The 14,148-nt window shown below is 41.9% G+C and carries 12 protein-coding genes; 2 read left to right on the forward strand and 10 right to left on the reverse strand.

Annotated elements, in window-relative coordinates; translation table 11 throughout:
- From GC093_RS30720 to GC093_RS30765, 10 genes are all read right to left on the reverse strand, one after another.
- The coding region (locus tag GC093_RS30720) for a dynamin family protein (RefSeq protein ID WP_171655762.1) at positions 1–1,718 on the reverse strand (1,718 nt) is incomplete at its 3' end.
- Between the two features lie 76 nt (positions 1,719–1,794).
- Positions 1,795–2,067: an NAD/NADP transhydrogenase alpha subunit gene (locus GC093_RS30725; RefSeq protein WP_171655763.1), complete on the reverse strand. Its 273-nt coding sequence runs from the start codon at positions 2,065–2,067 to the stop codon at positions 1,795–1,797.
- 38 nt (positions 2,068–2,105) lie between these two features.
- A complete protein-coding gene (gene nth, locus GC093_RS30730) occupies positions 2,106–2,771 on the reverse strand; it encodes an endonuclease III (protein ID WP_171655764.1) in 666 nt (221 codons plus the stop codon).
- Positions 2,772–2,982: 211 nt separating this feature from the next.
- Positions 2,983–5,709 (reverse strand): S-layer homology domain-containing protein, encoded by a 2,727-nt coding sequence (locus tag GC093_RS30735; RefSeq protein WP_171655765.1) that lies wholly within the window; start codon positions 5,707–5,709, stop codon positions 2,983–2,985.
- 53 nt (positions 5,710–5,762) lie between these two features.
- On the reverse strand, positions 5,763–6,332 hold the full coding sequence (locus tag GC093_RS30740; protein ID WP_171655766.1) for a GerMN domain-containing protein: 570 nt from the start codon (positions 6,330–6,332) through the stop codon (positions 5,763–5,765).
- Between the two features lie 13 nt (positions 6,333–6,345).
- Positions 6,346–7,914 (reverse strand): N-acetylmuramoyl-L-alanine amidase family protein, encoded by a 1,569-nt coding sequence (locus GC093_RS30745; protein WP_171655767.1) that lies wholly within the window; start codon positions 7,912–7,914, stop codon positions 6,346–6,348.
- Positions 7,915–8,122: 208 nt separating this feature from the next.
- A complete protein-coding gene (locus tag GC093_RS30750; RefSeq protein WP_171655768.1) occupies positions 8,123–9,631 on the reverse strand; it encodes an AAA family ATPase in 1,509 nt (502 codons plus the stop codon).
- Positions 9,624–10,157 carry a hypothetical protein gene (locus tag GC093_RS30755; protein WP_171655769.1) on the reverse strand — a complete coding sequence of 178 codons (534 nt, stop codon included), beginning with the start codon at positions 10,155–10,157 and terminating at the stop codon, positions 9,624–9,626. Before GC093_RS30755 ends, GC093_RS30750 begins: the two co-directional genes overlap by 8 nt.
- Before the next feature lie 159 nt (positions 10,158–10,316).
- Complete coding sequence (locus GC093_RS30760) at positions 10,317–10,808, reverse strand: cell wall elongation regulator TseB-like domain-containing protein (RefSeq protein WP_171655770.1); 492 nt, start codon at positions 10,806–10,808, stop codon at positions 10,317–10,319.
- 36 nt (positions 10,809–10,844) lie between these two features.
- Positions 10,845–12,146, reverse strand: coding sequence for an amidohydrolase (locus GC093_RS30765; RefSeq protein WP_171655771.1), 1,302 nt, complete (start codon positions 12,144–12,146; stop codon positions 10,845–10,847).
- A gap of 271 nt (positions 12,147–12,417) precedes the next feature.
- Here GC093_RS30765 and GC093_RS30770 point away from each other — a divergent pair, with 271 nt between their 5' ends.
- The gene (locus GC093_RS30770) at positions 12,418–13,038 is read left to right on the forward strand and encodes a DUF47 domain-containing protein (RefSeq protein ID WP_171655772.1); all 621 of its coding nucleotides are present in this window, start codon (positions 12,418–12,420) and stop codon (positions 13,036–13,038) included.
- Positions 13,039–13,067: 29 nt separating this feature from the next.
- On the forward strand, positions 13,068–14,066 hold the full coding sequence (locus tag GC093_RS30775) for an inorganic phosphate transporter (RefSeq protein WP_171655773.1): 999 nt from the start codon (positions 13,068–13,070) through the stop codon (positions 14,064–14,066).
- Positions 14,067–14,148: the final 82 nt, after the last annotated feature.

A 14,148-nucleotide genomic window follows, 5' to 3' on the forward strand; every position in this document is an offset into this window, starting at 1 on the left:
TCTCGCGCGGCGTCGCTGGGCTGCGCTAGCGCAGCAGCAGCGCCTGGCGCTGCCGCGCTGACCGCCGCGGCAGCCGGGTCCGGCAGCGCCGGCTGCGGCACGCGCAAGGCCGCGAACGGCGCGACCAGCGCTGCGGCGTAGGCCGCTTCAGCGGCAGCGAGCCGCTCAAGCTCGCGCAGGCTGCTCAGGCGGCCGTGCAGCACGTCAAGCTGCGCACGCAAGCCATGCAGCTGCGGCTGTTGTGCAGCACGAAGTGCAGCACTAAGCTCATCGATAAGCTCGAACGCTTGCTTCCTGTACAGCAGCTTTACCTCCGCTGCAACCTGCTTGGAATAATTCAACGTGTAATCGCCACCAAAGCCGGCAGCTGTATTCACCTGCTCTGCCAGCCATTCCGGCTTCACCGTAATATGAAGACGTTCTGCAATCTCTCTAACCTGCTCAGCTGAAACCGCTGTAACTTCATCCATAGATTTTGTTAGCAGCTGCTGAAGATGGCGTTCAATCTGTGCAGCTACCTGTCCCGCAAAATCAAGGTGGAACGCCCCAAGACGTCGTTCCACCTCCTTCGCCGTCTTTGCTGCACCTGCAAATAAGCCAACCTTAAAGCCAGGCTTGCGGCCCTGCAAATACTCATGCGCGAGATCGCGCGTCACCGCAGGCGTAATATTGGCGTTGTCCAATATTACTGCAGCCTCCTTGCGTAGTGCAGCACGCAGCTCCTCAGGCTGCGCTTCCGTGCTTGCTAACGTCGCATTCAACTCGACCCACTGCTGCTGAGCCGATTCAATCCCTTCGTCGGCAGCTAGACGGGCTCGCAGCTCCTCTTTGGCCGGCTCATTGCTCTCTGCAATCTTCAATGCATGTGCATCGGCCAAAAACTTAACTGACTTCTCTAGACTAAGTGCCGCAAGTGGCACTTTCTCTTCGATTAATCGTCCAAGCAGCCAATCCAGCTTGTTCCATTCGCTATGAGGATGATCTGGTAATTTAACAGATGTGTACACAATCCCATCCGGTTGAATGTGCCAGTTCGCGAAAGCTTCCTCTACACCTGTCCGGTAATCGGAAAATGACAATTCCTGGTCTCGATGTTTATCTACTTGGTTAATAATTAAATAGAGCGGCTTTCCCCACTCTTTCATTTTCTTGGTAAAAGCAAAATTTATTTCTGATTGCACATGGTTATAATCCATAACATAAAAAACGACATCTGCGAGATGCAGAGCCGATTCAGTGGCCAATTGGTGCGCATCATCAGTGGAATCAATGCCTGGCGTATCTAAGAGCGCCGTATTTGAACCTAAAAAGGGTATAGGATACTGTAAATTTATGGTTTCAATAGCTTCTCCATCTTTACAATAGGCCGCCAGTTCCTCCAATGGAACCATCTGTATCTTTGCAGATTGATCTGTTCCTTTTACGTCCCTGTGAACCACTTTGGCTACCGCTTCTCCATTACTGATACTCACAATGTTCGCGCTTGTAGGAATCGGACTCGATGGCAGCAGCTGATGACCACACAGCTTATTTATTAAGCTTGATTTCCCCGCTGAAAAATGTCCGCAAAAAGCGATATATAAATTTCCACTCTCTGACTTCTGAAGCAATTGCTCTAGCTTTTTACCATTTTCCGGATCCCCGGCATCAAGAACCTTTCCCAGAAGCTTTCGAATGGCTTCCTCTATTGTTTCCTCTAGCAATGCAATGTTGCTCATTCTTTATCTCCCCATACTGTGAAAATTTACGTTTATTCTTTCCGTTACAACAAAAAAAACCGAATGACTTCGGTTTTTAGTGTACCACACTTTCTGGGGCTGGAATGAAAATTTCAAACAAATTTTTATGCTGCAAAATCGTAATATCTTTATCACGAACTTTCATTACAACTACTTCTGGTTTTATTTTCATTCGATCCAGGTAGTTGTCAGGAACATCTCCGGACTCCGTTACTGTAATACCTTCTATTTGCTTTTCCTCATTCTCTGCCAAGGGCATGCTCAGAACCTGTTCATAGATGTCTGAAAACACTTCAAAATCATTCGTATACACCGATATGCATTTCATATTAATCCCATCCTTATCGTATTCTAGTGATATTAATTTTACTGTATAGGTTTCCTACGACTACCGGATTTCATACGTTTTTTTCCTTCGCGGCATCCTTCCACAAGTGAACACACGTCACATTGCGGGTTTTGCGCTTTACAATGGTAGCGTCCGAAAAAAATGAGCCGGTGATGTGTCAGCGTCCATTCTTCTTTCGGGACCAGCTTCATCAGCTTTTTTTCCACTTCTAGTACAGTATCCTTCAGGTTTGCCATTCCTAGTCGTTTAGATACTCGTTCTACATGCGTGTCCACCGCTATAGCAGGAACACCAAATGCATTCGACATAACAACATTGGCTGTTTTCCTTCCAACTCCAGGTAATTCAACCAGTTGTTCGTGCTGCTCAGGAATTTCACCGCCGTATTTGTTCAACAGAAGGACGCACAAAGCTTGAATATTCTTAGCCTTATTTCGGAAAAGCCCAATCCTACGAATGTCCTGCTCCAATTCCTCTATCGGTACAGCAATATAGTCTTCCGGCTTTTTGTACTTTTGAAACAAGGAAGCCGTCACTTTATTGACAGTTTCGTCCGTACACTGCGCCGATAAAAGTACGGCGATTGTCAATTCGAAGGGATTCGCGTGATTCAACTCACAATGGGCATCAGGAAACATACCGCCAATCGTATCGAGAATATTACGAACCTGCTTCTTGTTCATAAATGAGGACTACCTCTTTCTAATGGTATAAAATTTAGTTTACCCAATCCGCCGAGAGGAATCAATGACTTTACACGACAAAATCCGAACTTTTAACGAAATTTACCTTAATTTAAGGAACTTTTAAGAAAAAACCGCCTAATCGGTAGAATAAAACTCCTCTACCCCATAGACGGTTGTTTGACTATAAAAGTTTCCTCTTAAAAAATTATTATTTTTCTAACTCTATAATTTTGTTTGCTAGTACAAAAACGGTTACTTCATCATTTTCTACGAAAGCATTCGCAGCTACAATATTAGTCCCTTTATGAAGATATGCTTTTGAAAATAAGTTGTAGGTCGTTTTGTCACCGTTAGCTGTAGGCTTTAATACGATCTGATTGAGTACAATATCATAAGTAGCTACTGTACGTTTAGTGGAATCAGCTACTGTAATGAATGTTTTATCATCTGTATCACTAATAATTTCAACGCGATCATTCGGTTTTATAGATGTTAAGGCTGCTGAAGTCAACCCGCCTTGTTTTATTACAAACTTTTGGCCCACTGGAATGACTTGAACTCCATTGGCATAATCCTGAACAGTTACCGTGCCAGCGGCCGTATCAACACCAGTTACTTTACCACGGATAGTTTTTAGAATAGTAACATTGGTCAATGTATTGCCGGTGTAGGATACTTTCAAATAATCATCTTGTTGAATATCTCCAAAGGTATGAGTGTTTTTGTTCGCATTTGAAATAATATCATTATTATCGATTTTGAATGTGAATAGAGAACCTGTTTCATCCTCAGCGTTGACTTGTCTGGTGTCTGAATTCGCCATCAAAATTTTGTAAACCGCCGTTTTCTTTACACTTATTTGAACAATTGAATCTTGAGATGATTTCATTCTTGCTGAAATACTATCTCCAACCTTCAAATCTTTTAATGTACCGTTCGTGGTCGACCAAAAGGACACCCACAAATTATCAGGCACCTTGAAAGTGATGCTTTGACCGCTTGCCGTACGTATACTTACCTCATTCGTTGTTGTATTAACTTGAGTCAGAATTCCTTCCAATTGCTCAGTTAATTGAACCGTTATGACCTTATCTTTAGAAACCTTCAGGTCAATCTTATCTCCCTTATGGAAGTTTGCGGAGAAATCCGCCAATGGATAGGTCCGGTTGCCATCTTTAAAGACGGTGCTTTCAGTCAGTTTATAAGCAAACAGGTCTCCGTTTTCAAAAGTTCCTGTAAGTACCTTCGTATCATTATCATAATTAACAATTGTGGCAAACGCCATTTGTTTGATAGAACGGCTCGTAACATTTACCTTAACAACTTTCTCATTAACCAATTCCAATTTCAATTCATCGCCAACTACTACATCGAACAGCCCTGCGCTAGGCAATCCTTCAATGCTTACAAGAGCATTCTCAGCAATGAAATAAGCTCCGAGGCTTTTGCCTCCAATATTGATGGTCATATTCTTCTTATCGTCACTTATACTGATCAAAGTACCTTGAACTACATTGCTGATATCCGCTTGCTTGCGAATGGAAATGCCTGCAATTTGATTAGCCTTAATTTCGTATGATACTTCATCGCCTACACGCAGCTTAGATAAGTCAGCTGCTGTTTGATCCGGTAGTTTAACCGGAACAATAGGTCCCAACGGGAATGTTTCATTCTTACCGGATGTCTTCTCTAGAAAAGTAACGGTATTTTGATCTTTTTGTATGCTTATTATTGTACCTTCCCCTGTTTTACTAACAGGAGTTTGCTTAACTATTATTTGACTAATCTTCGCGTTAGGAACTAATAGATTCCATTTCAGCTCAATAATACTGCCTTGGGTAATAGAACCAAGACTTAAACCTCGTCCATCCTTGTCCGTCACAGTAACATTAGGAGCAAGCTCTTTCAGATCTACCCCTGAAGCCTGGTTAATAGCTATTTGCATATTAGGCAAAAACAGTTGATTCAAGCTGCCTTCAAGTGATCCCATTCTCTCTTGATCACTCGTTAATTCTATGTACGAAGCCGTCCCTTGGGTCTGAATCACATACACTTCATAAGTTTCCTTTAAGGCTGAAGAAGCTATGCGGCTGTCATCCTTTGCATTATAAATTACGGTATTAGCATTTATCGAATATTCACTAGATTGACCACGTTCATTTTGAATGGTCATCTTACTATTACTCAACCCCATCACATAGCCGATTGAGACTTTGTCCGAACGCGTAGTCAGCTCTTTATCCGCTCTGCTCAAGAAAGTAGCCATCTGTGCACGGGTTACGGCACCCTTTGGTTGAAAATTATTGTCATCAACTCCGTTGACAATTTTCAAGGATACAGCAGCATTTACATAACCAACAGCCCAATTAGATAAGTCCTTTTCATCTTTAAAAATCGAAGGTGTTAGTGCTTTCTCCTGAGCTAAACCTTGCTTACCAATAGCTCGAATAACAAGCTTTGCGACCCACTCTCTGCTCGCAGTACGTGCTCCCCATGCTGTCTTAGAAGCTGCTCCAGAGGTATCGGTCTCTTCTTTAATATCAAGCAGTTGTTTATCGAATGCGTATGCAATATATGGTTTAAAGAAGCTATCGACAGCAACTGGCAATATAGTATCCGACTTGCTCTTCAATGCTTCATTCTCAAGTCCCATCATTCTAATAGCCATAACGATAACTTCTTGCTGAGAAACTGGGTTTTCCGGTCTGTACTCATTTTTTTCATAGCCTTGAATGATGCCTAAAGCAGCCAATTTGGTTACATGCTTAATAGCCCAATGCTGTGCACTCACATCCGAGAATGCAGAAACTGCATTAACCGATGTAGACACTGGAGTAGTTGTTGTTTCTGCAGCATAGACAGGACTGCTCATTAAAACTGATAAAGCTACGAAACCCGCAGCTATTTTTTTTGTTTGCTTCTTCTTATGATTCATTCAATTGCCCTCCTGGCGTTCTCAACATTTACATTTAATACGAAATCTAAAAGTTAGTCACGTTTAATTGGATGCGACAGCTCCATATGCCCCATTAAACTATCAACTACTTTTCCATCAACCAATATTTCTAAACTCTGAATCTCTGAAAATTGAAACATCGTTTTTTTCATAGCTTGCAGCAGCAAATCTTCACCACCCGCGCCCATTCTGGCTTCAGGAGCTATAGATATGTCAACTGTAAGCTGTTGATTTTTCAAAACAGCTGATTTAATAGTAATTCCTTTGAGCAATGCTATCCGCTTACTGTCAGGAGCTTTACTCAGTGCTGCTAATGATGATGAATATTTCTCATCCTCTTCCTTATAGCTCACCACTGTTTCTTGTTCAACTAATTTCTCACCATTCTCATCGCCGAAATACACTTTGATACTGGTTTGCTTCATCTTATCTTGAACAGGTGATTTAACAGGCTGATTGGGCTCAGAAGCATTCGTCTGCACCTGTGGCTTTGTAGTTTGATCCCCTGTCCCTGTCCCCTGCATCTTTGCTTGTCCGCAAGCAGATAACAAAGCAAGTAAAGAGACGCTAATTAGCAAGCCGTTTAGCTTATTGTTTAGCATCGTTACCATCTCCTTAGTCGATATTCAACTGCTGCTTAATAGCAGTAACGATGGACGCGGCAACCTGATTTTGAAAAGCATCCTGAAACATAGTATTTTCTTCTGCTTGATTAGATAAAAAGCCTACTTCCAATAGCAATGAAGGCATGTTTGTATTCTTCACAACATAGAAGCCAGATTGCTTCACCTTACGGTCAGTAAACCCGGTGGATTTGAGCATTTGCTTATGCATCACATTGGCAAATTCTAAACTCTGCTCCGTATAATAATACGTCTCCACACCTCGAACGGTTTCTTTCCCTGCAGAATTTCCGTGAACCGAGACAAACAAATCCGCATCCCTGTCATTTGCAAAAGCAGCACGGTCAGCCAATTCGATGAACGTATCATCTTTGCGGGTAATAAAAGCTTCGATCTTAGGCTCCTTTTCAAGCAATGCAAGGATTTTGGTTCCCATTGCAAGCACGAAATCCTTCTCAAGACGTTTGATCGCTGAGATTGTTCCTGAATCCTTCCCGCCATGTCCTGGGTCAATTACCACTCTATAGCGATCTTTTGCAGGAATCAAAGCCCAAATAAATTGATTGGATGTGCTTGTTGTTACTGGTTTAAAAGCTGCCTTCTTGGATAAATCTATTATTATTCTAACGATAGATGAATCTTTTGAAAAGAGCAAATATCTAATTTGTGACACGGACTGATTGTTTCCTTTAATGATTCCCTCTCCATTTGTACCCAGCTTTAGAGCCGGATCCAGCTTGCTATTAGGAAAATCAATGATAATTCGGTTAGTATCAGCTGTGTAAGTCATGTTCGGCGTTGCTTTTGCTCCACTCGTTTTAACTATAAACTGATCACCATCCACTGCAATTGAACTTAGAGTCGTAAATAACTCTAAATTTTTATCAGCGGCAGAAGGATTTTGCTTACCAGGCTGTGCTTCAGTTATTGGCTTCTCACTCGGCTTAGCTGCTCCCTCTTTGGTAGGCAGTTGAGCAGAAGAATCCGTTTTGCCAGGAACGGTTTCAGTTACTTTAGCTGTTGATTTATCAGTATCAGTAGACTTGTCCGTTCCTTTGCCGTTAGAATTGTCGGCTGGTTTGACTGGAACTTTTGTTTGATTTCCAGTGCCAACTTGTCCTTCATCATTCTGTTCTGAATCAAATAAAAATACGGAATGCGTTAATTCATCCCATATGACTTTAACTCCAAGTTGTTCACTTACAAACCGCAACGGCAGCATCGTGCTGCCATCCATAATTGAAGGCGCTGTTTCCAGCTGATAACGTTTTTTATTTACTATTACATCCTGTTTGTTAATAAACAATTGAATATTCACTTCATCTTTATCTACCGTAACTTTGCCTGACTTCTCTTCCCACGACACCTTGGACCCGAGTGACTCGGCGATGATCCTAACAGGAACAATCGTATTACCTGCTACAATTTTGGGAGCAACATTAGCAGAGAGCTGCTTTCCATTCAAAAATAAACTAATCGGCTGCTCCGCGGCAAACGCCAACATTGGAATCAGCAATAACGACAAAAACAACAATGAAATAAACGTAGTTAGAACTCTCATTTTACACCTCAGCTTATCGTATGTATTAAAAAATATGCAAATTGAAAATAATGGGTAAGCGGCGTATAATGTGGCGAAATCTGCCAATCTATTAGACTATTAAAAACTAAAAAAGTTGCGGAATCTGACAAAAAAACCATAGCTTCACTCAGGCTTACTTCATCTTATGAATGCAAAAAAACCTTTAGCAGCCATAGGCTGCTAAAGGTTAGGCCATCTGTAAACGGGATTGCTCCAATAATTGACGGAACTGATCTCCAGATAATACTTCTTCTTTAGTCAAAATATGCAGCGACTCATCGAAAACTGGGCGATGCCGTTCCAGCAGCTCTCTTGTATTAATCGTTAACTGCTGCAAGATTGCTGCGTTTTCTTTCATTAACTCTTCTTTGGTTACCATCTGTCTATCGATAATTCCCAAGCTAGTTAAGCCTGAATCCATCATTGTACCAACTAAGTGAAGAGCTTGCTCGAAATCATTACGAGAACCAGTGCTGCGTCCTCCATAGTACATTTCTTCTGCAACTGAACCTCCAAGAGCAATAATAATTTGTTCCTCAATATTCTCTTTGGTATATAAATATTGATCCTGCTGAGGATTATGACGGACATAGCCCAACGCCTTGCCGCGCGGACTAAGTGCTACTTGAGATACCGATCCCGGTCGTACAACTTCTGCGGCAATAGCATGTCCGAGTTCGTGCAAAGCGACACGATCGCGTTCCTCCTTAGTCGATTCACGATCAGTCTTCTCACCAAGCATCACCTTGTCAACAGCTTGTGATAAATGCCGCTGTTCAATTTCCTCAGATTCTTCACGCATTGCGTATATCGCAGCTTCATTCATTACACTCTCCAACTGTGCGCCGGAAAACTGAAATGTTTCTTCTGCAATTAATTCTAAACTTGTAGTATCTGCTAGAGGCTTGTTTTTGGCGTGAATATTTAATATATGCAATCTGCCTTTCTTATCTGGCAAATCCACCTCGATATGACGATCAAATCGCCCTGGACGCAATAAAGCACTATCCAGCATTTCTTTACGGTTTGTAGCGGCTACAATTAAAATACGTGGAGTTTCGGTAGTGTGAATCCCATCCATCTCCGTAAGCAATTGATTCAAGGTTTGATCATACTCACGGTGCTGACCCCCGTCTCTTTTACCTCCAATAACATCAATTTCATCAATGAACAATATGGCACTATCCTTATTTTCCTTTACGGCTTTTGCCCGAGCTTCTTTAAACATATCCCGAACTCGGCTTGCGCCTACTCCAACATACATCTCAACAAATTCACTACCTGCTGCTGCCATAAACACGGAATTCGTGTAATGCGCAGAGGCCTTAGCCATTAATGTTTTTCCGGTTCCTGGGGGTCCGGTCAATAAAATACCTTTCAGTGGTCGTATGCCGAGCTTTTGAATTTCTTCATGCTTAATCAGAAAGTCAAGCGCTTCTTTTAATTCTCCTTTGGCCCGATGCTGACCCCCTATATCGTCAAAAGTCATATAACTTGGGGCCGCAGCATTACGTGCTTTGCGGTCAGATCCCCCGCCAAAGCCACCTCCAGCACCTCGCATTCGAGTCATATAGAAAAGTGCACTCAATATTATGGTCATAAATAACAAGGGAACTACGTTTACGCCAATGAAATAGAGGAACACTAAAATTACAGGAATAACCCCAATGAAAATCTCTTTATAAATTTTACTCATTTGGCCACACCCCCATTACAGAAGCTGCCCTAGGCATCATAATAAACTTGCTTTGATCACCATCTGAAAGGGTGATATAAACAAACTTATCATCCATTTCCGTTGATACTTTTAAACTATCTGACGCTGCAGCACGATCTTGTAAGGTTTTCGGAATCTGTGCGTAACGTTTGGTTTCCATAGCTTGAGCCACATCAAATAGTGCCGATGACCACCATTGCTCTAATTGCGGTGATGGATCATTTACTATCTTCAATTTCAATTCTCTTTTACCGAGTGCCGAGCCACCTTCATTCTGAATTTTACTATAAACCTCCCGAAGACTAACTCCAGATTGAAGCTTCAATTCCAACTCTGTAGCCGTATTGGTAATATGAGTATGCACCAATTCTACACCTGAAGTACTTTCAACAACTTGTTTCAATGGATTCTCCATAGCAACGCTTTGATATACGAACCATCCGCCGAATAGGACAACAGCAGAAATAGAAACACTTATTATCACAGGTAAGAGACGTAACTTCATTAGCTGACGTCCCCCTTTCTTATATATCGATTTGTATACCGTTAGTATATCACATGATATATACGAATTGATGATGCAATGTGTGGAAACAACAAAAAGAGCGTCTAGCCAAAAGCTTTTCGGATATCCGATCGCTCCTGAATAAACACTCAAATTAAATTATTCAATACTTAACCGATAAGTATCTATATAGGTTCCATCATGGAACGCATAGTAGTCATAATAGTATCGGCCGCTGCCAGCATTCTCAGGCAAAACTTTATAAAAAGCTTCCCAAACCGGACTCCCATTAATTATCCCTGGCATTAATCTTAATACTTCTGCCTCCGGCTGCCGCCCTAATACAAGCTGTTCGGCTTGTTCAGCGGAGATTCCATCAGTAGCCATTCGTGTATAAATACTTTCTTGCCCTACCCAAACAATAATATTCTGCCCGATCTTATCTTCACCGAAAATGACGGTGTATGGTTGATCACTCACATAGTTTTCAACCTTATTCGCCTTTGTTAAAATTGTTTTCTGGTAGGCTGTCTGCACGGCATTACGTTGAACCTTCCACTCATCCTCTTGTACCGCGTTAAAAAAGCGAATACCAAAGAATATGAGCAGCGATACTACAATTATACTGGCAGCTATTATTTTATATTTCACGGGATGCAGACCTCCTCCCCGTTGTAACTCGTTATTTTAAGCTTGTCCAACCAAACGCTCGAAGCAGCTTTGAGCTTCGTACAACACCTTTTCTTCATCCAAAGTAAGACACTCGCCATTTTTAACGAGCATTTTTCCGTCCACCCATACATCCACAACATCTTTAGCGGATGCTGAATAAATGGCATGAGAGATAAAATTCGTTTTGGGGAAGAAGTGCGGCTGATCGATATTCAATGCAATGAAATCAGCTTTCATGCCTGCTTGCAAGGCGCCTACATCCTCTAACCAAATGGATTTAGCACCATCAATGGTTCCCATACGTAGTGCTGCATCAGCAGGAACAGCAACAGGATCTCCGGAAACTCCTTTATGGATTAAGGCAGCCAGTCTCATTTCCTCAAACATATCCAAGTTATTGTTGCTTGCAGGTCCATCCGTGCCAAGTGAAACCATAATACCTTTGCGTAAAAGCTCAGGTACCCGCGCCACTCCACTAGCCAGCTTTAAGTTACTGCCTGGGTTATGGGAAACACGTACATCATACTGCTTCAAAATATCTATTTCTTCATCTGTTAGATGAACAGCATGTGCAACCAAAGCAGGTCTGGAAAAGACGCCTAGCTTAGCTAGATGGGCAACGGGTCTAGCCCCATACTGATCCACGTTATCTTGTACCTCGCGTGCCGTTTCGGACATGTGAGTATGAATTGGGAGCTGTAAGTCATGTGCCGCTTGTACAATCTTTTCAATATAATCAGGAGGACAAGTATAAGGAGCATGCGGCGACATCATAGTTGTAATCCGCCCCCCTGCTTTACCATGCCAATCCAGGGCAAACTGCTTAGCTTCGATTAGCTTGGCCGTCTGAACCTCTGGCGGACACAAGCCGATAACTCCACGAGTTAAGCAAGCACGCATACCGCTCTCTTCAACTGCTTGAGCAACTTCATTCATATGATCATACATGTCAACAAAAGTAGTTGTTCCACCCTTAAGCATCTCTATAATAGATAGTAGTGATCCCCATCGAACATCATGTGCTGTGAATTTGCCTTCCATCGGCCACATTTTCTCTTGAAGCCAGACCTGAAGCGCCAAATCATCACCATAGCCGCGAAGTAAAGACATCGCCGCGTGGTTATGAGTGTTGACTAAACCCGGCATATACAGCTTCTTCGAACCATCGATTCGCTCGTCATAATAGTCAAGAGGATGAGGAGGGTTGGCCCCTATATATGTAATCTGATTATTTTCAACAGCCATACACCCTTGAAGCACAGGATTCTGTTCGTCCATCGTAATAAAAGTACCATTAGTAATAATCCATTTTTTCATTATTCACATTTCCCTTCGCGCACAATAACAATCAAATTTAACTGTACATCTTCAAACCACAGAAATCAAGTAATAAGAGGTAATACCATCTAGCTAAAATTACATTTTTACACTTTGATGAACATATTCTAAATTGGATAAACTATGATTGCAATCCATCTGTCTATTGTGTTATTTTTAATTTTGTGTTAATTTTTCTCGGCAAAATTCTACATATTACTACGTAAATTGTTAATTTATTGTTAAAACACAAAATCTAGGAGGCTGCTTCATGCTTTTTGCAAAAAAAAATGACACTGACTTTTTGCTGCTGCTAATCAAAGCATCGGAAAATACGCTTCATGCCGCACAAATGTTCCGGAACGCCATTATGGGGGATCAACCGCCGGCTACATTTTACCCGCAGTTGAAGGATTTGGAGCATAAAGGGGATCAAATTACACATCAAATTTTTAAAGGGCTTAACAAAGTATTTATCACACCTCTGGATCGTGAAGATATTATGGAGCTTGCATCCAAGGTAGATGACGTAATTGACGGCATTGAAGCAACCATCGCTCGTTTCGATTATTTGAACATTTCGGAGAGCGATAAATATATGAAGGAATTTTCAGCAGTCATTGTTGCCAGCTGTCAGCATATTCTCGATGCATTCAAGCTGCTTGCCAAAAAGAAATATATGCAAATGACGGAGCACACAGTTCAAATAAACAGTCTAGAAAACGAAGCCGATCGTCTTATGAGGGAAGGCATCAGAGAAATATTTCTTAATCCTAAGGATCCGTATCATGATTTTAAACTGAAAGAGCTTTATGAACGTATGGAGCAAACAACGGATGCATGTGAAGACGTTGCAAACATATTGGAAAGCGTAGTATTGCGTTATTCGTAAGCAGCGTCCATATTTGGTAGGAGGATACTATGTTAACCTTATTGTTGATCATTGTTGGACTGGCGCTGCTGTTTGACTTCATTAACGGCTTCCACGATACAGCCAATGCCATCGCCACCTCAATTTCTACCCGGGCGTTGACTCCAAGAGTTGCTGTTTTCTATGCGGCAGTTTTGAATTTCATTGGCGCATTTTTGTCTTCAGAGGTTGCCAAAACTGTCGGCGGTAAAGTAGCAAATCCGGCCGAAATCGCAAATGGAGTGCCAATATTAATTGCTGCACTTTTGTCTGCCATTATTTGGAATCTGGTTACTTGGTATTTTGGAATCCCTTCTTCTTCCTCCCATACCTTGATCGGGTCTTTAGCTGGCAGTGTTATTGCAGGAGCAGGAACAGCAGCGCTTAATTGGGGCGGTTTTAAAGAAATCATTATTATTCTGGTCTTATCGCCAATAGTAGCTTTTGGAACTGGTTTTATCATCATGTGGATTATTCGTCAGCTTATCATAGTAGGCGGTAATCATTCACGATCCAAGCTAAATAGAACCTTCCGATTTTTTCAAATTATTTCAGCAGGTTTACTTTCCCTTTCACATGGAATGAACGACGCTCAGAAGGCTATGGGAATCATGGTATTCGCCCTTGTCACGCTAAATTATCAAACAACTATGGATGTCCCGCTTTGGGTTAAAGCAGGCGCAGCAATTGCTATGGGACTAGGTACATCGATTGGTGGCATGCGCATCATTAAAACAATGAGTAAAAAGCTGATCAAGATCGAACCCATAAACGGCTTCGCTTCCGATCTAAACTCATCGATAGTAATCCAAGTGTCTACCTACATGGGAATGCCATTATCCACCACTCACGTAATCTCATCCTCCATTATTGGTACCGGCTCTGTTATGAGATTCCATGATGTGAAATGGGCTACTGTTACGAAAATGGTTATGACCTGGATCATTACAATTCCAATTAGTATGGTTGTTGCTTTTCTACTTTTCAAAGTTGTGTATCTATTCTTCTAAAATAATAAAACGATAAAAAAGATCGTCAGGAAACTCCTGACGATCTTTTTTTTATGCGAACCGTACGTATGTGTGAAGGAAA

The sequence above is a fragment of the Paenibacillus foliorum genome, from assembly GCF_013141765.1.
GTDB lineage: Bacteria > Bacillota > Bacilli > Paenibacillales > NBRC-103111 > Paenibacillus_S > Paenibacillus_S foliorum.

Bases quoted from the DNA above. Each gene is read 5' to 3' on its own strand.
- GC093_RS30725 (WP_171655763.1), bottom strand. From the start codon at position 2,067: ATGAAATGCATATCGGTGTATACGAATGATTTTGAAGTGTTTTCAGAC.
- nth (WP_171655764.1), bottom strand. From the start codon at position 2,771: ATGAACAAGAAGCAGGTTCGTAATATTCTCGATACGATTGGCGGTATG.
- GC093_RS30735 (WP_171655765.1), bottom strand. From the start codon at position 5,709: ATGAATCATAAGAAGAAGCAAACAAAAAAAATAGCTGCGGGTTTCGTA.
- GC093_RS30740 (WP_171655766.1), bottom strand. From the start codon at position 6,332: ATGCTAAACAATAAGCTAAACGGCTTGCTAATTAGCGTCTCTTTACTT.
- GC093_RS30745 (WP_171655767.1), bottom strand. From the start codon at position 7,914: ATGAGAGTTCTAACTACGTTTATTTCATTGTTGTTTTTGTCGTTATTG.
- GC093_RS30750 (WP_171655768.1), bottom strand. From the start codon at position 9,631: ATGAGTAAAATTTATAAAGAGATTTTCATTGGGGTTATTCCTGTAATT.
- GC093_RS30755 (WP_171655769.1), bottom strand. From the start codon at position 10,157: ATGAAGTTACGTCTCTTACCTGTGATAATAAGTGTTTCTATTTCTGCT.
- GC093_RS30765 (WP_171655771.1), bottom strand. From the start codon at position 12,146: ATGAAAAAATGGATTATTACTAATGGTACTTTTATTACGATGGACGAA.
- GC093_RS30770 (WP_171655772.1), top strand. From the start codon at position 12,418: ATGCTTTTTGCAAAAAAAAATGACACTGACTTTTTGCTGCTGCTAATC.
- GC093_RS30775 (WP_171655773.1), top strand. From the start codon at position 13,068: ATGTTAACCTTATTGTTGATCATTGTTGGACTGGCGCTGCTGTTTGAC.